Here is a 20,035-nt window from a genome sequence, read left to right as displayed (position 1 = left end):
ATGAAACGGTGTGTACAAAGTGTCGACTGAAGTAGCATGCTTGCGGCAGAGGTCCCTGGCAGAACTGACTGCTTCAACTGCGTGAAAAATAGGGATGTTCGCTTTATTGGTGCATTGCTTCTTCATTGGGTTGCCCTCACGTAATTTATAATGTCGAGGCTCACATCGCTCATGTATTAACCAATGGGGAGACCAGTCAATGTGCTCGTACATAAAAAGCAACAGCAAAGGATAGGTCACCTGGTGATCGAGGTAAGGAGTGGAAAGAAGTGGCCTTATGAGGTTTTTCGGGAGGGGTTTTGATAATTTGTTTTGATAAAATTTTGTTAACCGTTCGAAAACTAATAATAAAAACGGGAACCACCAGGTTCCCGTTTTGACATAATCTGGGGGCCAGATTACATGTTCGCGATAATCGCGTCGCCAAACTCGCTACATTTCAGCAGTTTAGCGCCTTCCATCAGACGTTCGAAGTCATAGGTCACGGTCTTGGCGGCGATAGCGCCTTCCATGCCTTTAACGATCAGGTCTGCGGCTTCGAACCACTGCATGTGGCGCAGCATCATCTCTGCGGACAGGATGATGGAGCCCGGGTTCACTTTGTCCTGGCCAGCATACTTCGGCGCAGTACCGTGAGTCGCTTCGAACAGCGCGCACTCGTCGCCGATATTGGCGCCCGGGGCGATACCGATACCGCCAACCTGTGCCGCCAGCGCGTCAGAGATGTAGTCGCCGTTGAGGTTCATACAGGCGATAACGTCGTATTCCGCAGGACGCAGCAGGATCTGCTGCAGGAAGGCGTCGGCGATCACGTCTTTTACCACGATCTCTTTACCGGTGTTCGGGTTCTTGATTTTCACCCACGGGCCGCCGTCGATCAGCTCGCCGCCGAACTCTTCGCGAGCCAGCTGGTAGCCCCAGTCTTTGAACGCGCCTTCGGTGAACTTCATAATGTTGCCTTTGTGCACCAGAGTGACGGAATCACGATCGTTGGTGATCGCATACTCAATGGCTGCACGAACCAGACGTTTGGTGCCTTCTTCAGAGCACGGCTTGATGCCGATGCCGCAATGTTCCGGGAAGCGAATTTTCTTCACGCCCATCTCATCGCGCAGGAATTTGATCACTTTGTCTGCTTCAGCAGAGTCGGCTTTCCACTCGATGCCTGCATAGATATCTTCGGAGTTTTCACGGAAGATAACCATGTCGGTCAGTTCCGGGTGCTTAACCGGGCTCGGGGTGCCCTGGTAGTAACGTACCGGACGCAGGCAGACGTAGAGATCCAGCTCCTGGCGCAGCGCCACGTTCAGGGAACGAATGCCGCCGCCGACTGGGGTAGTCAGAGGACCTTTGATAGCAACGCGGTAGTCACGAATCAGATCGAGGGTTTCAGCTGGCAGCCAGACATCCTGGCCATAGACGTGGGTCGATTTCTCACCGGTGTAAACTTCCATCCAGGAAATTTTACGCTCGCCCTTATAGGCTTTCTCAACGGCGGCATCAACCACTTTCAGCATCGCTGGGGTAACGTCAACGCCGATACCGTCACCTTCAATGAACGGGATAATCGGATTGTGAGGGACGTTCAGTTTGCCGTTTTGCAGGGTGATTTTTTGACCTTCCGCCGGAACTACTACTTTGCTTTCCATTAACCTCTCCTTCGAGCGCTTCTGGTTCTGCTCTTCCCTCTTCACGCGAGCCTGGTGTTGGCTGAGTCGGCCAGCTTCGGAGTACCGGGTCTTCCCGCTAACCGGAGCTATCGCGTCCGTGTCGCCTTCCTGCCTGTAGTGCGAATCGGTTTGAGCAATTTTTTGTTAATAATTTGTAATGAGCATGTCAATACTACCTGAATGTTTGCGTCCATGAAAGGCATTCGTAATTAGGCTATAATGCGGCAATTGATAGAGCCTGAAAATACCATGCAGAAAACTTCATTTAGAAAACATCGCGTTGAGCGATTCAGCACACAACAAGTCACCAGACAACGTAAAGAACGCCAGCCAAAAACTGTGATCTTGTTCAATAAACCCTATGATGTGTTGCCGCAATTTACCGACGAGGCCGGGCGCAGCACGCTGAAAGATTTTATTCCGGTGGCGGGCGTCTACGCTGCCGGTCGGCTCGATCGCGACAGCGAAGGCCTGCTGGTGCTGACCAACGACGGCGCGCTGCAGGCGAAGCTGACCCAGCCGGGTAAGCGCACCGGCAAGATCTACTATGTTCAGGTGGAAGGCGAACCCACGCCCGAGGCGCTGACCGCCTTGCGCGACGGCGTCACCCTCAACGACGGCCCCACCCTGCCTGCCGGCGTAGAACTTGTGGAGGAACCCGTCTGGCTGTGGCCGCGCAACCCGCCGATTCGTGAGCGCAAATTGATTCCCACCCGCTGGCTGAAAATTACGCTCTACGAGGGACGCAACCGCCAGGTGCGCCGGATGACCGCCCACGTCGGCTTCCCCACCCTGCGTCTGATCCGCTACGCCATGGGCGGCTATACGCTCGACGGACTGGCCAACGGCGACTGGCGCAAAGCCGAATAACTGAAAAGGAAAAGTGATGTTTAAACCTCATGTCACCGTTGCCTGCGTGGTTCACGCCCAGGATAAATTTCTCATCGTCGAAGAAACCATTAACGGCAAAGCGCTGTGGAACCAGCCGGCGGGCCATCTCGAGGCCAATGAAACGCTGCTGCAGGCCGCCGAACGTGAACTGTGGGAAGAGACCGGCATTCGCGCCACGCCGCAGCACTTCATCCGCATGCATCAGTGGCTGGCTCCCGATAACACCCCGTTTCTGCGCTTCCTGTTCGCTATCGAACTTAGCGATCCGTGCGCCACTGAACCGCACGACAGCGATATCGATCGCTGCCTGTGGCTCAGTGCTGAGGAAATTCTTAACGCGCCAAACCTGCGCTCGCCGCTGGTTGCCGAAAGCATTCGCTGCTACCTGCAGGACCCGCTGCAGCCGCTGTCGCTGATTGGCGCCTTTAACTGGCCGTTCACAGGGGGTGAATGAACGGTGAGCGCGTGCTAGAATACGCCGCCTCGAAGTTCAATGTAGCGAGTATTTCCATGTCAGAAAGCCAGAAAAAAGTGATCGTCGGCATGTCCGGCGGCGTCGACTCCTCGGTCTCCGCGTACCTGTTGCTGCAACAAGGGTATAAGGTGGAAGGCCTGTTCATGAAGAACTGGGAGGAAGACGACGGCGAGGAATACTGCACCGCCGCCGCCGACCTTGCCGATGCGCAAGCGGTCTGCGATAAGCTGGGCATTGAACTGCACACCGTTAACTTTGCCGCCGAATATTGGGATAACGTCTTTGAGCTCTTCCTGGAAGAGTACAAAGCCGGCCGCACGCCGAACCCGGATATTCTGTGCAATAAAGAGATCAAATTTAAAGCCTTTCTCGAGTTTGCTGCCGAAGACCTCGGCGCCGACTACATCGCCACCGGGCACTATGTGCGCCGCGCCGATGTCGACGGTAAAAGCCAGCTGCTGCGCGGACTCGACGGCAATAAAGATCAGAGCTACTTCCTTTATACCCTCAGCCACGAGCAGATTGCCCAGAGCCTGTTCCCGGTGGGTGAACTGGAAAAACCGCAGGTGCGTAAGATCGCCGAAGAGCTGGATCTGATCACCGCGAAGAAAAAAGATTCCACCGGCATCTGCTTTATCGGCGAGCGTAAATTCCGCGATTTCCTTGGCCGTTACCTGCCGGCGCAGCCGGGCAAAATCCTCACCGTCGACGGCGAGGAGATCGGTACCCATCAGGGGTTGATGTACCACACCCTGGGCCAGCGTAAAGGGCTGGGTATCGGCGGCACCAAAGAGGGTAGTGAAGATCCATGGTACGTGGTCGATAAAGACGTTGAGAATAATATTCTTATCGTCGCCCAGGGCCATGACCACCCGCGCCTGATGTCCGTCGGTCTGATTGCCCAACAGCTGCACTGGGTTGACCGTGAACCGCTGCAGGGCACCCTGCGCTGCACGGTGAAAACCCGCTATCGCCAGACCGATATCCCCTGCACCGTTACCGCGCTGGATGAAGACCGTATCGAAGTCCGCTTCGATGAGCCGGTCGCGGCGGTGACACCGGGCCAGTCCGCGGTATTCTATTTGGGTGAAGTGTGTCTCGGCGGCGGAATTATTGAACAACGACTGCCTCTGCAGTCCTGAACGCGCGTTATTTCCGCCGGGACGAACCGCCCCGGCGGCTGACAAGGAGTATGTGTGGCGAAGAATTACTATGACATCACCCTGGCGCTGGCTGGCGTTTGCCAGGCGGCGCGACTGGTTCAGCAACTGGCGCATCAGGGACATTGCGACAGCGATGCCCTGCATGTGTCGCTGAACAGCATCATCGACCTCGATCCCGAGTCGACGCTGGCGGTGTTCGGTGGCAGTGAAGCCAATCTTCGCCTCGGCCTTGAAACGCTGCTCGGGGTGCTCAATACCAGCAGCCGTCAGGGCCTCAATGCGGAACTCACCCGCTATACCCTGAGCCTGATGGTGCTGGAGCGCAAGCTCGCCGCCAGTAAAGGGGCGATGGACACGCTCGGCAACCGCATCGCCGGCCTGCACCGTCAGCTGGAGCACTTTGACCTGCAGTCCGAAACGCTGCTCAGCGCCATGGCGGGCATCTATGTCGATGTGATAAGCCCGCTGGGCCCGCGTATTCAGGTGACCGGCTCCCCTGCCGTGCTGCAAAGCCCGCAGGTGCAGGCGAAAGTTCGCTCAGCGCTGCTTGCGGGTATTCGCGCCGCGGTGCTCTGGCATCAGGTGGGCGGCGGACGTCTCCAGCTTATGTTTTCCCGTAATCGTCTGGTTAACCAGGCAAAGCAAATTCTTGCTCATTTAACCCCGGAGTTGTGATCTATGGAATTATCCTCACTGACCGCCGTTTCCCCTGTAGACGGCCGCTACGGCGATAAAGTCAGCGCGCTGCGCGGTATCTTCAGCGAATTCGGTTTGCTGAAATTCCGCGTTCAGGTGGAAGTACGTTGGCTGCAAAAACTGGCCGCCCACGCAGCGATCAAGGAAGTTCCTGCTTTTGCTGCCGACGCAAACGGTTTCCTTGACAAAATCGTTGCCGATTTCAGCGTCGAAGACGCCGAGCGCATCAAAACCATCGAGCGCACCACTAATCACGATGTGAAAGCGGTAGAGTACTTTCTGAAAGAGAAAGTCGCTGACATCGCCGAACTGCACGCCGTGTCGGAGTTTATTCACTTCGCCTGTACGTCCGAAGACATCAATAACCTCTCCCACGCGCTGATGCTGAAAACCGCCCGCGACGAAGTGGTTCTGCCTTACTGGCGCAAACTGATTGACGCGGTAAAAGATCTGGCGACCCAGTACCGCGATGTGCCGCTGCTCTCCCGTACCCACGGCCAGCCAGCGACACCGTCCACCATGGGTAAAGAGATGGCCAACGTCGCCTACCGTATGGAGCGCCAGTACCGTCAGCTGAACCAGGTGGAAATCCTTGGTAAAATCAACGGCGCGGTGGGTAACTACAACGCCCACATCGCCGCTTACCCGGAAGTCGACTGGCATCAGTTCAGCGAAGAGTTTGTTACTTCGCTGGGCATTCAGTGGAACCCGTACACCACGCAGATCGAGCCGCATGACTATATCGCTGAGCTGTTTGACTGCATCGCGCGCTTTAACACCATTCTGATCGACTTCGATCGCGACGTGTGGGGCTACATCGCGCTCAACCACTTCAAACAGAAGACCATCGCCGGGGAAATCGGCTCCTCCACCATGCCGCACAAGGTGAACCCGATTGACTTCGAAAACTCCGAAGGCAACCTCGGCCTGGCCAATGCGGTCATGCAGCACCTGGCCAGCAAACTGCCGGTTTCCCGCTGGCAGCGCGACCTGACCGACTCCACCGTCCTGCGTAACCTCGGCGTGGGCATCGGCTATGCGCTGATCGCCTATCAGTCCACCCTCAAAGGGATCAGCAAGCTGGAGCTGAACCAGGATCGCCTGCTGGACGAACTGGATCACAACTGGGAAGTACTGGCTGAGCCGATCCAGACCGTGATGCGTCGTTACGGTATCGAAAAACCGTACGAGAAGCTGAAAGAGCTGACCCGCGGCAAACGCGTGGACGCGGAAGGGATGAAGCAGTTTATTGACAGCCTCGCCCTGCCGGAAGAGGAAAAAGTGCGTCTCAAAGCGATGACCCCGGCCAACTATATCGGTCGGGCAACCACCATGGTTGACGAGCTGAAGTAATCGCCCTGCCCCTCTTTCCGCCGGAAAGAGGGGCGTTTTATCGCCGGAAAGCGATCAGATCCAAACGTCGTTCACCGCCGTCCGCTCGCCGCCCTCGTGGCCGGTATTTAACACCCCGCGCGGTTCAATCAGCATCAGCTTCGCTTCCGTCTCCGTCGAGGTCTTATGTTCCACCCCGCGCGGCACGACGATCATCTCCCCGGCCTTCACCAGCACATGTCCGTCGCGAAAGTCCACGCGCAATACCCCCTCCACCACCATCAGCGTCTCATCGGTTTCCGGGTGGCTGTGCCAGATAAAGTCGCCGGCGATGCGCACGATCTTGAACTGATAGTCATTCATTTCGGCCACCACTTTGGGCTGCCATTGTTCGCTGAACAGGGAAAATTTATGAGCAAAATTAACGAGTTGATACATAGGCTGTCTCCTTGTGATAAAGGCAGTCAGCATAGTTCACCGCGCCGCGGTCACGCTTGAACGATTGTGCAACCTGCGCCGCCTTAGCCGCGGATCGCCCGCAGCCAGCGCCCCGGAGAGAGGCCAAAGCGGCTGATAAACTGGCGCGTCATGTGGCTCTGGTCGGCAAACCCCGCGTCAGCGGCAATATCCACCAGACGCTCCCCGGCGCGCATCCGCTGGCGACAAAAATCGAGCCGGCGCATCATGACGTAGCGCCACGGGCTGGTGCCGTACAGCGTTCTGAAATCACGGCTCAGGCTCCAGCGGTCCCGGCCGCTGACCTGCGACAGGGTGTCGAGGGTCATATCCTGCATAAAACAGGCATGGATATACTCCCGAGCCCTCTCCGCCGCCTGATAATCAAACGCCTGGCGACGGGAACGCTGCCCGCCGACCACGGCCAGGGTCTGCGCCAGGTCGTACAGGGCGTCTTCTTCCTCCAGCGGCTCGAAGGTATCCGTGACCGCTTTCAACAGCGGCTGCACGGCGCGACCTAGCCGTGGATCCGCCGACAGGCCGCCGGGGATAAACGGCAATGGCCTGCCGCCGAGTATCTTCTGGATCAGCGCTGGCTCAATGTAGACCATGCGGTAGTGAAACCCCGCCTCGGTGCCCGCCTCGCCATCGTGTATTTCGTCCGGGTGAAGGACCATCGTCCCGCCGGGCAGACTGTGCTGTAGCCCGCCGCGATAGTGAAAGCTCTGCACGCCGGCGATCGTCTGGCCGATGGCGTAGGTATCATGCCGGTGCGGCTCGTAGCCGTGGCCGCCGAAGAAGGCTTCGATGCGCTCCGTGCGGCTGGGCGATTGCGCCAGCCTGACCCAATCCGCGCTCTGCTGCTGAGACATAATGAATAACCTGCGGCGTTCATGAGGGAGGATTCGAGCACTATTACACAAAAAATTAACATCACCAACCCGCTCACTGCCGCGCCCAGCCGCTGGGCGTTTGCTGAAATTACGCATAGAATGAAGGAGTTCCATACCCGCTGCGCAAAAGGCGCCGCTCAACGCCGGCCTGCCCGGCGATGCTCCACGCCGTTTGTATAAAAAGCTTTATTTAACAGCTGTTTATATTTTGCGTATATAATAAACGTCAGACTACTTTCGAAATTGCAAGGGAGAACAGCCATGCGCGTACTCGTGGTTGAGGATAATGCCCTGCTGCGTCACCACCTCAAAGTTCAGCTCCAGGAGCTGGGCCATCAGGTCGATGCCGCAGAGGATGCCAAGGAAGCGGATTACTATCTGGGCGAACATCTCCCGGATATCGCCATCGTCGATCTCGGCCTGCCGGACGAAGATGGATTATCGTTGATCCGCCGCTGGCGCAGCCACGACGTGTCGCTGCCGGTGCTGGTGCTGACCGCCCGCGAAGGATGGCAGGATAAAGTCGAAGTGCTGAGCGCCGGGGCGGATGATTACGTCACTAAGCCTTTCCATATTGAAGAGGTTGCCGCCCGCATGCAGGCGCTGCTGCGCCGCAACAGCGGCCTGGCCTCGCAGGTGATCTCTCTGCCGCCGTTTCAGGTCGACCTCTCCCGCCGCGAGCTGTCGGTGAACGATCAGCCGATCAAGCTGACGGCCTTTGAGTACACGATTATGGAAACCCTGATCCGCAACCGCGGCAAAGTGGTCAGTAAAGATTCCCTGATGCTCCAGCTTTACCCGGATGCCGAACTGCGTGAAAGCCATACCATCGACGTGCTGATGGGCCGGCTGCGTAAGAAAATTCAGGCTGAATACCCGCAGGACGTCATCACCACGGTGCGCGGCCAGGGCTATCTGTTCGAACTGCGCTGATGAAGGGACTGTTGCGGCATATTTTCCCGCTGTCATTACGGGTTCGCTTCCTGCTGGCGACCGCCGGGGTGGTGCTGGTGCTCTCCCTGGCCTATGGCATGGTGGCGCTGGTGGGCTACAGCGTCAGCTTCGATAAAACCACCTTCCGTCTGCTACGCGGCGAGAGCAATCTCTTTTATATGCTGGCCAAATGGGAGAACGGCGCCATTGATGTCGATATCCCGGAAAATCTGAATATGGAAAGCCCGACGGTGACCCTTATTTACGATGAGAAGGGCAAGCTACTGTGGGCGCAGCGCGATGTCCCCTGGCTGACGAAGCGCATTCAACCGGATTGGTTGAAACGCAATGGCTTCCATGAAATTGAAGCCGATGTCGACAGCAGCAGTATGCTGTTGCGCAATAACCATGAGGTTCAGGAACAGCTGGACGCCATCCGCGAACAGGGCGACGATTCGGAGATGACCCACTCGGTGGCGATCAACTTCTACCCAGCCACCAGCAAAATGCCCCAGCTCAGTATCGTGGTGGTCGACACCATCCCGGTGGAGCTCAAGCGCAGCTATATGGTGTGGAGCTGGTTTATCTACGTGCTGGCCGCCAACCTGTTGCTGGTGATCCCCCTGCTGTGGGTCGCCGCCTGGTGGAGCCTGCGCCCCATCGAGTCGCTGGCCAAAGAGGTGCGCGAGCTGGAGGAACATCACCGCGAGAAGCTCAATCCCAACACCACCCGCGAGCTGACCCGACTGGTGAGCAACCTTAACCGGCTGGTTCGCAGCGAGCGTGAACGCTATGACAAATACCGCACCACCCTCACCGATCTCACCCACAGCCTGAAAACGCCGCTGGCGGTGATGCAGAGCACGTTGCGCTCGCTGCGCGGCGAGAAGATCAGCGTCGACGAGGCGGAGCCGGTGATGCTGGAGCAGATCAGCCGTATCTCGCAACAAATTGGCTACTATCTGCATCGCGCCAGCATGCGCAGCGGCGGCACCCTGCTGAGCCGGGAACTACACCCGATCGCCCCTCTGCTCGACAGCCTGACCTCCGCCCTCAATAAGGTCTATCAGCGCAAGGGGGTCAATATCTCGCTCGACATCTCGCCGGAGATCAGTTTTGTCGGCGAGCAGAACGATTTTATGGAAGTGATGGGCAACGTTCTCGATAACGCCTGTAAGTACTGCCTGGAGTTCGTGGAGGTTTCCGTGCGCCAGACCACCGACAGCCATCTGCACATCCTGGTGGAAGACGATGGGCCGGGGATCCCGCTGAGCCAGCGCCGCGCCGTCTTCGACCGCGGCCAGCGGGCGGATACTCTGCGTCCCGGCCAGGGGGTGGGGCTCTCCGTCGCCCGGGAAATCGTCGAACAATATGACGGGGAGATCATCGCCGGCGAGAGCCTGCTCGGCGGCGCCTGCATGGAGGTGGTGTTTGGCCGCCAGCTGATGGAAGATAAAGAGAGTTAATCGTTGAGTTTTTTCACGGCGCCTGCATCGCCGGGGCGCCGCATCCGTTATAATCCCTGTCAGACACCTGCAGTGGAATATCAATATGGATTATCAATTAACGCTTAACTGGCCCGACTTTATCGAACGCTACTGGCAAAAACGGCCGGTAGTATTGAAGCGCGGCTTCGCCAATTTTATCGACCCGCTGAGCCCGGACGAACTGGCTGGACTGGCCATGGAGAGCGAGGTCGATAGCCGCCTTGTCAGCCATCAGGATGGAAAATGGCAGGTCAGTCACGGTCCCTTCGAAAGCTACGATCACCTGAGCGAAAACAACTGGTCCCTGCTGGTGCAGGCGGTTAACCACTGGCATGAGCCGTCTGCGGCGCTGATGCATCCGTTCCGCGCCCTGCCGGACTGGCGTATCGACGACCTGATGATCTCCTTCTCAGTACCGGGCGGCGGCGTCGGCCCGCATCTGGATCAGTATGATGTGTTTATCATTCAGGGCACCGGCCGTCGACGCTGGCGCGTCGGGGAAAAAGTGCCGATGAAACAGCACTGCCCGCATCCGGACCTGCTGCAGGTTGACCCCTTCGAGGCGATTATCGATGAAGAAATGGAGCCGGGGGATATTCTCTATATTCCGCCAGGATTCCCGCATGAGGGGTATTCGCTGGAAAACTCGCTCAACTATTCGGTCGGCTATCGCGCGCCGAATGCCCGCGAGTTGTTCAGCGGATTTGCCGACTACGTTCTCCAGCGCGAACTGGGCAGCCAGCGCTACGCCGATCCAGACGTGCCGTCGCGCGACCATCCGGCGGATATTTTACCGGCCGAACTCGACCGCCTGCGCGAGATGATGCTGGGGCTGATTAACCAACCGGAGCACTTTAAGCAGTGGTTCGGCGAGTTTATCACCCAGTCGCGTCATGAACTTGACGTCGCGCCGCCGGAGCCGCCGTATCAGCCTGACGAGATTTATGATGCCCTGCAGCAGGGCGATACCCTGGAACGCCTTGGCGGCCTGCGGGTGCTGCGCATTGACGGCGAGGTGTTCGTCAATGGCGAGAAGATCAACTCCCCGCACCGTCCGGCGCTGGACGCCTTAGCTACCCACCTGACGCTGCGCGCCGACCATTTTGGCGATGCGCTGGAAGATCCTTCCTTCCTCGCCATGCTGGCGGCGCTGGTCAACAGCGGCTACTGGTTCTTTGGCGACTGAGTCTCCATCCTGCCCGGCGGCGCTGCGCTTGCCGGGCCTACGGGTTCTGCAGTCACCGGCTGGACCGTATGCCGGATAAGGCAAAGCCGCCATCCGGCATCTTATGCGACAAGCAGAATGACCGGCCTGGTTGCGAAGGCTATTTCCCTGTTCGTGCCGCCGTCAGCTCGGCGATACGCACGATCACCTGCACCGCTTTCTCCATCCCTTCCAAGGTGACAAACTCATGTTTGCCGTGATAGTTGTAGCCGCCGGTAAACAGGTTCGGGCACGGCAGTCCCATAAACGAGAGCTGCGCGCCGTCGGTACCGCCGCGGATCGGTTTCATCTGCGGTTCGATATCGCAGTCCACCATCGCCTGGCGGGCAATATCGACCACGTGCGGGTGGGCGATCACCTGCTCATGCATGTTGTAATAACTGTCCTCGATCACCAGCTCGATATAGCAGTCCGGATGTAGCCCCTTGCCCACCTTTTTGGCGATCTCCATCATCTTGCGCTTGCGCGCCTCAAAGTGCTTGCGGTCAAAATCGCGGATGATGTAGTGCATCTCGGCCCGATCGACGCTGCCTTTGATGCTGGTGAGGTGATAAAAGCCTTCATAGCCTTCTGTGGTCTCCGGCGCCTCGTCGGCCGGCACTTCGGCATGAATGCGCGCGGCCAGCGACAGCGCGTTAACCATCACCCCTTTCGCGGTGCCGGGGTGCACGTTGTTGCCGACGATCTTAATGGTCACCGAGGCGGCATTGAAATTTTCAAACTCCAGTTCGCCGACCCCGCCGCCATCTACGGTGTAGGCCCAGCGGGCGTCAAAGGCCTCGACGTCGAAATGCTTCGCCCCTTTTCCCACCTCTTCATCGGGGGTGAAGGCCACGCGGATATCGCCGTGGGGGATGTTTTTCGCCTGCAGGGTCGCCAGCGCGGTCATGATTTCGGCGATGCCGGCCTTGTCGTCCGCCCCCAGCAGCGTCTTCCCGTCGGTGGTGATCAGCGTCTGCCCCAAAAGCTGATGCAAAACCGGGAACATCACCGGAGAGAGCACCTCATCGCCAATGCCGAGCGCGATATCGCCGCCGCGATAGTTTTCGACAATCTGCGGGTTAACGTTTTTGCCGCTGAAATCCGGGGAGGTGTCGACGTGAGAGATAAAGCCGATGGCCGGGATATCGCCCTCAACGTTGGCGGGCAGGGTTCCCATTACCGTCCCTTTTTCACTCAGCGTTACCTTGACCAGTCCCATTTCTTCCAGCTGCGCCTGCAACAGGCGTAACAGCTTCCACTGCCCTTCCGTGCTGGGGACCTGACGAACGCCAGGCTTCGACTGCGTGTCCAAAGAAACGTACTGCAAAAAACGCTCAAGCAATTTATCCATGTAGCCACCCTCTTCTTTTGTGACAACATTATTGATAAGCCAGAAAAGACAAATATTGCGTCAGGTCATTTTTAGCCCGTAAAGCGAAATTTAATAACGGAACCGACTTTATGGTGTAAAGGTAGACTATGCGGGCGTATCAAGGATTGGCGATTACCCTCGTTTGCCGTAGAATGCTGGCCCTTATTAAAAACGTGCAACCCCAAAGGTGGTTAATCACAAACCCCGCAGCGGCCGGAAATTTCCGTTGCGTCTACATGGGACAGAGTCAAAAATTGAATATACAACCGCGTTCGCGTTCGCCGCTGGTGCATCTGGCGGGAATTCGCAAGAGCTTTGATGGTAAAACGGTCATCGATAACCTTAACCTGACCATCAACAATGGTGAGTTTCTCACCCTGCTTGGCCCCTCTGGCTGCGGTAAAACCACCGTTCTGCGCCTTATTGCCGGCCTGGAAAACGTCGACAGCGGACGGATCCATCTCGAAGATCACGATATCACTCATGTTCCGGCGGAAAACCGCCACGTTAATACCGTATTCCAAAGCTACGCCCTGTTTCCGCATATGACGGTGTTCGAGAACGTCGCCTTTGGCCTGCGGATGCAGAAAACCCCGGCGGCGGAAATCACACCGCGGGTGATGGATGCCTTAAAGATGGTGCAGCTGGAGGCCTTTGCCCAGCGCAAACCGCACCAGCTCTCCGGCGGCCAGCAGCAGCGCGTGGCCATCGCCCGCGCGGTGGTCAACAAACCGCGCCTGCTGCTGCTCGATGAGTCCCTTTCGGCGCTGGATTACAAGCTGCGCAAGCAGATGCAGAACGAACTGAAAGCGCTGCAGCGTAAGCTCGGCATCACCTTCGTCTTCGTCACTCACGACCAGGAAGAGGCCCTGACCATGTCCGATCGCATCGTGGTAATGCGTGATGGCAAAATTGAGCAGGACGGCACCCCGCGCGAGATCTACGAAGAGCCAAAAAACCTGTTCGTCGCCAGCTTTATCGGCGAGATCAATATCTTCGACGCCACGGTCATTGAACGCCTCGACGAACAGCGCGTGCGGGCCAGCGTGGAAGGGCGTGAATGCAACATCACCGTCAATTTTGCGGTGGAGGCCGGCCAGCGCCTGCATGTCCTGCTGCGCCCGGAAGATCTGCGCGTCGATGAGATCCACCACAACAGCGACGCCGACGGCCTGATAGGCTATGTCCGCGAGCGCAACTATAAGGGCATGACCCTCGAGTCGGTGGTGGAGCTGGAAAACGGCAAAATGGTGATGGTCAGCGAATTCTTTAACGAAGACGACCCGGATTTCGACCACTCTCTTGATCAGAAAATGTCTATCAATTGGGTAGAGAGCTGGGAGGTGGTGCTGGCCGATGAAGAACACCAGTAAATTCCAGAATGTGGTGATCGCCACCATCGTTGGTTGGCTGGTGCTGTTTGTCTTTCTGCCCAACCTGATGATCATCGCCACCAGCTTCCTGACCCGCGACGACGCTAACTTCGTCAAGCTGGTCTTCACGCTGGACAACTACTCGCGGCTGCTGGATCCGCTCTATTACGACGTGCTGCTGCATTCGCTGAACATGGCGCTGCTGGCGACCCTCGCCTGCCTGGCGCTGGGCTACCCGTTTGCGTGGTTCCTTGCCCGGCTGCCGCAGAAGGTGCGCCCCCTGCTGCTGTTCCTGCTGATCGTTCCCTTCTGGACCAACTCGTTGATCCGCATCTACGGGCTGAAGATTTTCCTCAGCACCAAAGGCTACCTTAACGAGTTTCTCCTGTGGCTGGGAGTGATCGACACGCCGATACGCATTATGTTCACCCCGTCGGCGGTGATTATCGGCCTGGTATACATCCTGCTGCCGTTTATGGTGATGCCGCTCTACTCCAGCATTGAGAAACTGGACCGTCCGCTGCTGGAAGCGGCGAAAGATCTCGGCGCCAGCAAGCTGCAGACGTTTATCCGCATCATCATTCCGCTAACCATGCCGGGGATCATCGCCGGCTGCCTGCTGGTGATGTTGCCGGCGATGGGGCTATTCTACGTTTCCGACCTGATGGGCGGCGCCAAGAACCTGCTGATCGGCAACGTGATCAAGAGCCAGTTCCTCAATATTCGCGACTGGCCGTTCGGCGCGGCAACCAGCATTACCTTAACCCTGGTGATGGGCCTGATGCTGTTGATTTACTGGCGCGCGGCGCGCCTGCTGAATAAAAAGGTGGAGCTGGAATGATCGGTCGACTGCTGCGCGGCGGCTTTATGACCGCCATCTACGCGTATCTCTACATCCCTATTATTATCCTGATCGTTAACTCATTTAACCGGTCGCGCTTCGGCATCAACTGGCAGGGGTTCACCACCGACTGGTATAGCCTGCTGATGAACAACGATAGCCTGCTGCAGGCCGCCCAGCACTCGCTGACCATGGCGGTGCTTTCGGCGACCTTCGCCACCCTTATCGGCTCGCTGACCGCCGTGGCGCTGTATCGCTATCGCTTTCGCGGCAAACCGTTCGTTAGCGGTATGCTGTTTGTAGTGATGATGTCGCCAGATATTGTCATGGCTATCTCCCTGCTGGTGCTGTTTATGCTGATTGGCGTCCAGCTTGGCTTCTGGTCGCTGCTGTTTTCGCATATCACCTTTTGCCTGCCGTTTGTGGTGGTCACCGTATACTCCCGGCTGAAAGGCTTTGACGTGCGGATGCTGGAGGCGGCGAAAGATCTGGGCGCCAGCGAGATGACCATCCTGCGTAAAATCATCCTGCCGCTGGCCCTGCCGGCGGTGGCCGCCGGATGGCTGCTGAGCTTCACGCTGTCGATGGATGACGTGGTGGTCTCCTCGTTCGTCACCGGTCCGGGGTATGAAATCCTGCCGCTGAAGATCTATTCGATGGTCAAGGTCGGCGTTTCGCCAGAGGTGAACGCCCTGGCAACGATACTGTTGGTTCTGTCGCTGGTGATGGTCATCGCCAGTCAGTTAATTGCACGTGATAAAACTCAGGGGACGTTAAAATGAAAAAATGGTCACGCCACCTGCTCGCGGCGGGCGCTCTGGCAATCGGCATGAGCGCTGCCCACGCGGACGACAGCAAAACGCTCTACTTCTACAACTGGACCGAATATGTGCCGCCGGGCCTGCTGGAGCAGTTCACCAAAGAGACCGGCATCAAGGTTATTTACTCGACCTACGAGTCGAACGAAACCATGTACGCCAAACTCAAGACCTATAAAGACGGAGCGTACGATCTGGTCGTCCCGTCGACCTACTTCGTCGACAAGATGCGCAAAGAAGGTATGCTGCAGAAGATCGATAAGAGCAAGCTGACTAACTTCAGCAACCTCGATCCGCAGATGCTGAACAAACCGTTCGACCCGAATAACGACTACTCCATCCCCTACATCTGGGGGGCGACGGCTATCGGCGTTAACAGCGACGCTATCGATCCGAAAACCGTCACCAGCTGGGCCGACCTGTGGAAACCGGAATACAAAAGCAGCCTGCTGCTGACCGACGACGCGCGCGAAGTGTTCCAGATGGCGCTGCGTAAGCTGGGTTATTCCGGCAACACGACCGACCCGAAAGAGATTGAAGCCGCCTATAACGAGCTGAAAAAACTGATGCCCAACGTCGCGGCGTTTAATTCCGATAACCCGGCGAACCCGTATATGGAAGGCGAAGTGAACCTCGGGATGGTATGGAACGGCTCGGCTTATGTCGCACGCCAGGCCGGTACCCCGCTGGAAGTGATCTGGCCGAAAGAAGGCGGCATCTTCTGGATGGACAGCCTGTCGATTCCGGCAAATGCTAAGAACGTCGACGGCGCGCTGAAGCTGATTAACTTCCTGCTGCGCCCGGATGTCGCCAAACAGGTCGCGGAAACCATCGGCTATCCCACGCCAAACCTGGCGGCGCGCAAAATGCTCAGCCCGGCAGTGGCCAACGATAAATCGCTCTATCCGGACGCCGCCACCATCGAAAAAGGCGAATGGCAGAATGACGTCGGCAGCGCCAGCGCCATTTATGAAGAGTATTACCAGAAGCTGAAAGCGGGCCGCTAATCCCGCAGGGCGGAACCGCGGTTCCGCCCTTTTTTCCCCTCAGTTTAGCCTCTCAGCGCGCGCCAGAGGATCGCCGGCAGCTTGCGCCAGCGCGGCCGATGGTAAAAATCCACCAGCCGTTTCGCCACCGCTTCCTGCCCCCGGTGGGTAATAAACCAGGGCGGCAAAGGCATCAGCGTCAGTTCGCCATGCCACAGACTGCGCGGAAACGGCCGAAACGGCGCCTCAATCACCGTGCGCTCGGTTTTCTCCAGCATAAAGCTGTTATGCACCTTGCCCCGCCCGCTCTGAATATCGTCGAGCGTATGGCCAGGGAACGCCCCCCACGGGCAAGGGGCTAACAGGAAGGCCACCCCGCTCCAGCAGTTGATCGCCACCGTGCCGTAGCGCAGCTCGGCGATCAGCGCGTTAAAACGCTTACGTCCAATCGCTTTGCGGGTGCGCGGGTGGATCACAATATTGGCCCCCAGCGTGCCCTGCAGCCGCTGATTGGCATAGCCGATCGCCTGGCGCAGAAAGCTTTCCGCGCTGTCGGCCTCAAGGCGGGTGACCGACAGCCCCGGGCCAAAGACCTCCTGCTGGCAGAACGCCGGGTCATCCTCGGTGTTCGCCACAATCAACGGCAGCGCGTCGCCGCGCGCTATCTCCAGCGGCTGGCGGGCGCGCAGACGAAAGTCAGTCAGCCGGTTTTCCGCGCCGGGGTAATAGTCCGGGCGGGTATTGGCGGCGATCAGCCGGTACAGCTGGTTAAGCAGGGCCGACGCCGGCTCCCAGCCCTGCTGCAGGATCAGCACCTGGCTGGCCACGCAGTTAAACCCGCCGTTGTTCATTTTCTGCGTCGCCAGCTGCTGCGCCTGAAAAGCGATATCCGCCTCGCTCCATGGCCCGGGGACGATAATGGTGGGGCTGACCCCGCCCAGCTCTGAGGTCACCCGGCGCGGGTTCAGCGGCATCCCGGCGGCCCGACGCTGGCGAGCGGTCTCACCGTCGCCCCAGACGATGGCGTCATGGCTCTCCCGCGATCCGGTGATATGGATCTCATCGACAGCGGGATGGGTGGTCAGCCACGCCCCCGCCCGGGCGTCGCCGGTGACGATGCGGAGCGCATCCATGGCGATCAGCGGCGCCAGAGCCTGAGCCAGCAGATCGTGCAGATAATCATTCACCGGGTTGAGCTTCAGCAGGCAGACCTGATTTTCAATAAACAGCTTGTGTAACACGTCCAGCGGCGCGATAGAGGCCACATTTCCGGCGCCGAGCACCAGCGCCAGCTTGCCCTGCCGCGCGGCCGGCGGGATGTCGTATGCGGCTGCCGCGCAGCGATCGAGATTGGCCCGGGTGACTCCCGGCTGCATCCAAATTTCAGCGCGAATACCGGAGAGCAGCAGCCGATCCCAGAGTGTGCCGGGCACCACCCGCAGCGCCAGCCGGCCGTCCGCCAGCGTCCTGAGCGGGATCCGCCGCAGAAAGGTTTTCTCCTCCAGTTGCTCCAGGGTGGCGATAAGCCCGTTGCAGCCGACCATTAGCGCGCAGGGGCCCGCCAGCCATTCTTCGCCCGTCAGCGGATCCCCCGCCAGCAGCCCTTTAGCCCTCGCCGCCGCCTCCACCCACGCCGGCGCTATGCTGGCCAGGGCATCCTTGATCTGGCGCAGGAGCGCCAGACGACGGTTCACTGAGGTTTCCGCCCAGCGCTGGCGCGCCGCCGACAAGGCGTGCAGCGCTGCGTCATACTGAGAGCAGGTCGTCAGACCGGGTCGCGCGTGGCTCATTGTCCCTCACTCATTAAAATTTCCCCGTAGGCCTGGCGCAGCTGGTTTTTAAGCACCTTACCCGTGGCGCTGACCGGCAGCGCATCGACAAATATCACCCGGTCCGGGATCTGCCATTTAGGCACCCGTTTCTCAAACCAGGCCAGCAGATCGCTCTCCTCCACTTCCCCCCCTTCCGCGCGGACGCACAGCAGCACCGGCCGTTCGTCCCAGCGCGGGTGGCGGGCGGCGATGGCCGCCGCGCTGCGTACCGCCGGATGCGCGATGGCAATATTCTCCAGCTCAACGGTGGAGATCCACTCGCCACCGGACTTGATAATATCCTTTGCCCGATCGCTAATCACCAGATAACCATTGGCGTCGAGCGTACCGATATCGCCGGTATCAAACCAGCCTGCCGCGGTCAGGGCGCTGTCGTCCTGACCATAGTATTGCTCTACCACCCAGTGCCCCCTCACCTGCAGATACCCCTGACTTTGACCATCCCGGGGCAACGGTTCGCCATCCACGTCGACCACCTGCAGCTCGATGCCAAAAATAGGCCGCCCCTGACCGGTACGCTGCTTTTGCTGCTCCTGTGCCGGGAGGGCGTCATGTTTGCTCAACAGCGTGTTGATGGTGCCGATAGGCGATGTTTCGGTCATTCCCCAGGCGTGGGTCAGCGCAATGCCGTAATCGCGCTGAAAGGCCTCGGCCATCGACGGCGGCAGCGCGGAGCCACCAACCAGCGCACGTTTGAATTCAGGCATTCTCACGTCTGTCCGACGCATCGCCGCCAGCAAGCCGGCCCAGATCACCGGCACGCCAAACCCCACGGTTACTTTCTCGGCAGCCAGCAGCTGCAGCAGGCTGTCGCCATCGAGGTGCGGCCCCGGCAGCACCAGCCGCGCCCCGACCATGGCGGCGATAAAGGGCGTCCCCCACGCGTTGACATGGAACATCGGCACCACCGGCAACAGGCTGTCCCTGGCCGATATCCCGGCGGCGTCCGGCTGATTGCCGCTCAAAGCGTGCAGGACCAGCGAACGATGGGTATTCAACACCCCTTTCGGCCGGCCAGTGGTTCCCGAGGTGTAGCAGAGCGAGGCCGGCGTCAGTTCATTCAACTGCGGCCAGCGATAGTTTGCCATTCCCTGCTGCAACAGATCGTCATAAAACAGCAATGAGGGCAGCTGGCTGAGCGCCGCTTCGCTGCGCGGCTCCATCAGCACGACGTGTTTCACCGTCGGCAGCTGCGCCAGCAGCTGCGCTACCAGCGGCAAAAAGGTCTGATCAAAGAACAGCACTTCGTCGGCAGCGTCGTTGAGGATATACAGTAGATGGTCAACCGACAGCCGCGGATTGACGGTATGCGTTACCCAGCCGCCGGAGGCGACGGCAAAATAGATCTCCAGGTGGCGACGGTTGTTCCATGCGAGGGTGGCGCAGCGGGCGCCCGGTGGCAGCCCCAATGATGCCAGCGCCGACGCCAGCCGCTGAGCGCGGCAGGCCACCTCCCCCCAGCTGCTGCGCTCCTTCTCACCGCCAGCGCTCACCGAGACGATCTCGGTCTCGCTGTGGTATTGCGCCGCATGGCTGAGCAGCGCGGTGGTGGTGAGATCCTGATAAATCATCGGTGACGGCATGGCGGGGTCTCCTTTGCAGACTTCCGG

The 20,035-nt window shown here is 58.7% G+C and carries 18 protein-coding genes; 12 read left to right on the top strand and 6 right to left on the bottom strand.

The annotated features are described in order from the left end of the window. Positions 1–398: 398 nt before the first annotated feature. Positions 399–1,649: an NADP-dependent isocitrate dehydrogenase gene (gene icd / locus ABLU73_RS09145; protein WP_004150800.1), complete on the bottom strand. Its 1,251-nt coding sequence runs from the start codon at positions 1,647–1,649 to the stop codon at positions 399–401. Between the two features lie 240 nt (positions 1,650–1,889). On the opposite strand from icd, the gene rluE reads away from it, so the two are divergent. Genes rluE through purB form a run of 5 tightly spaced genes read left to right on the top strand, consistent with a single transcriptional unit; the run spans position 1,890 to position 6,248 of the window. Next, a complete protein-coding gene (gene rluE, locus ABLU73_RS09140; RefSeq protein ID WP_048294490.1) occupies positions 1,890–2,540 on the top strand; it encodes a 23S rRNA pseudouridine(2457) synthase RluE in 651 nt (216 codons plus the stop codon). Between the two features lie 16 nt (positions 2,541–2,556). After that, positions 2,557–3,015 carry an NUDIX hydrolase gene (locus ABLU73_RS09135; RefSeq protein WP_348850153.1) on the top strand — a complete coding sequence of 153 codons (459 nt, stop codon included), beginning with the start codon at positions 2,557–2,559 and terminating at the stop codon, positions 3,013–3,015. Positions 3,016–3,071: 56 nt separating this feature from the next. Further along, entirely contained in the window at positions 3,072–4,178 is a 1,107-nt protein-coding gene (gene mnmA, locus ABLU73_RS09130) for a tRNA 2-thiouridine(34) synthase MnmA (RefSeq protein WP_012542211.1), read from the top strand. A gap of 54 nt (positions 4,179–4,232) precedes the next feature. After that, positions 4,233–4,874 (top strand): high frequency lysogenization protein HflD, encoded by a 642-nt coding sequence (hflD, locus tag ABLU73_RS09125; protein WP_004140557.1) that lies wholly within the window; start codon positions 4,233–4,235, stop codon positions 4,872–4,874. A gap of 3 nt (positions 4,875–4,877) precedes the next feature. Continuing rightward, on the top strand, positions 4,878–6,248 hold the full coding sequence (gene purB, locus ABLU73_RS09120; RefSeq protein WP_004150804.1) for an adenylosuccinate lyase: 1,371 nt from the start codon (positions 4,878–4,880) through the stop codon (positions 6,246–6,248). A gap of 54 nt (positions 6,249–6,302) precedes the next feature. On the opposite strand, the gene ABLU73_RS09115 is transcribed toward purB, so the two are convergent. Together ABLU73_RS09115 and ABLU73_RS09110 are read right to left on the bottom strand one after the other, a co-directional pair. Next, entirely contained in the window at positions 6,303–6,665 is a 363-nt protein-coding gene (locus ABLU73_RS09115; protein ID WP_114464874.1) for a cupin domain-containing protein, read from the bottom strand. A gap of 83 nt (positions 6,666–6,748) precedes the next feature. Then, entirely contained in the window at positions 6,749–7,555 is an 807-nt protein-coding gene (locus tag ABLU73_RS09110; protein ID WP_004206637.1) for an AraC family transcriptional regulator, read from the bottom strand. Between the two features lie 282 nt (positions 7,556–7,837). Here ABLU73_RS09110 and phoP point away from each other — a divergent pair, with 282 nt between their 5' ends. From phoP to ABLU73_RS09095, 3 genes are all read left to right on the top strand, one after another. Beyond that, entirely contained in the window at positions 7,838–8,509 is a 672-nt protein-coding gene (gene phoP, locus ABLU73_RS09105; protein WP_004206636.1) for a two-component system response regulator PhoP, read from the top strand. Next, complete coding sequence (gene phoQ / locus ABLU73_RS09100; RefSeq protein ID WP_023317928.1) at positions 8,509–9,975, top strand: two-component system sensor histidine kinase PhoQ; 1,467 nt, start codon at positions 8,509–8,511, stop codon at positions 9,973–9,975. Before phoP ends, phoQ begins: the two co-directional genes overlap by 1 nt. Before the next feature lie 85 nt (positions 9,976–10,060). Further along, a complete protein-coding gene (locus ABLU73_RS09095) occupies positions 10,061–11,182 on the top strand; it encodes a cupin domain-containing protein (protein ID WP_004206634.1) in 1,122 nt (373 codons plus the stop codon). A gap of 139 nt (positions 11,183–11,321) precedes the next feature. On the opposite strand, the gene pepT is transcribed toward ABLU73_RS09095, so the two are convergent. Continuing rightward, positions 11,322–12,554, bottom strand: coding sequence for a peptidase T (pepT, locus tag ABLU73_RS09090; RefSeq protein WP_004206633.1), 1,233 nt, complete (start codon positions 12,552–12,554; stop codon positions 11,322–11,324). Positions 12,555–12,811: 257 nt separating this feature from the next. Here pepT and potA point away from each other — a divergent pair, with 257 nt between their 5' ends. The 4 genes from potA to potD are packed head-to-tail and all read left to right on the top strand — an operon-like array spanning position 12,812 to position 16,614. Further along, positions 12,812–13,948, top strand: a complete 1,137-nt coding sequence (gene potA / locus ABLU73_RS09085) for a spermidine/putrescine ABC transporter ATP-binding protein PotA (protein WP_004150811.1) — start codon at positions 12,812–12,814, stop codon at positions 13,946–13,948. Beyond that, positions 13,932–14,789 (top strand): spermidine/putrescine ABC transporter permease PotB, encoded by an 858-nt coding sequence (gene potB, locus ABLU73_RS09080; protein WP_004150812.1) that lies wholly within the window; start codon positions 13,932–13,934, stop codon positions 14,787–14,789. The genes potA and potB overlap by 17 nt, the downstream gene beginning before the upstream one ends. Continuing rightward, on the top strand, positions 14,786–15,571 hold the full coding sequence (potC, locus tag ABLU73_RS09075) for a spermidine/putrescine ABC transporter permease PotC (RefSeq protein ID WP_004150813.1): 786 nt from the start codon (positions 14,786–14,788) through the stop codon (positions 15,569–15,571). Before potB ends, potC begins: the two co-directional genes overlap by 4 nt. Next, positions 15,568–16,614, top strand: a complete 1,047-nt coding sequence (potD, locus tag ABLU73_RS09070) for a spermidine/putrescine ABC transporter substrate-binding protein PotD (RefSeq protein ID WP_004206631.1) — start codon at positions 15,568–15,570, stop codon at positions 16,612–16,614. Before potC ends, potD begins: the two co-directional genes overlap by 4 nt. 44 nt (positions 16,615–16,658) lie before the next feature. Here potD and ABLU73_RS09065 read toward each other — a convergent pair whose 3' ends face one another. Together ABLU73_RS09065 and ABLU73_RS09060 are read right to left on the bottom strand one after the other, a co-directional pair. Further along, positions 16,659–18,383: an aldehyde dehydrogenase family protein gene (locus ABLU73_RS09065; RefSeq protein WP_348850152.1), complete on the bottom strand. Its 1,725-nt coding sequence runs from the start codon at positions 18,381–18,383 to the stop codon at positions 16,659–16,661. Next, positions 18,380–20,008, bottom strand: coding sequence for a long-chain fatty acid--CoA ligase (locus ABLU73_RS09060; protein WP_064187943.1), 1,629 nt, complete (start codon positions 20,006–20,008; stop codon positions 18,380–18,382). The genes ABLU73_RS09065 and ABLU73_RS09060 overlap by 4 nt, the downstream gene beginning before the upstream one ends. Positions 20,009–20,035: the final 27 nt, after the last annotated feature.

The sequence above is a fragment of the Klebsiella sp. GG_Kp175 genome, assembly GCF_040062325.1.
Taxonomy (GTDB): domain Bacteria; phylum Pseudomonadota; class Gammaproteobacteria; order Enterobacterales; family Enterobacteriaceae; genus Klebsiella; species Klebsiella quasipneumoniae.
This window is presented reverse-complemented; position numbering and strand designations above follow the sequence as displayed.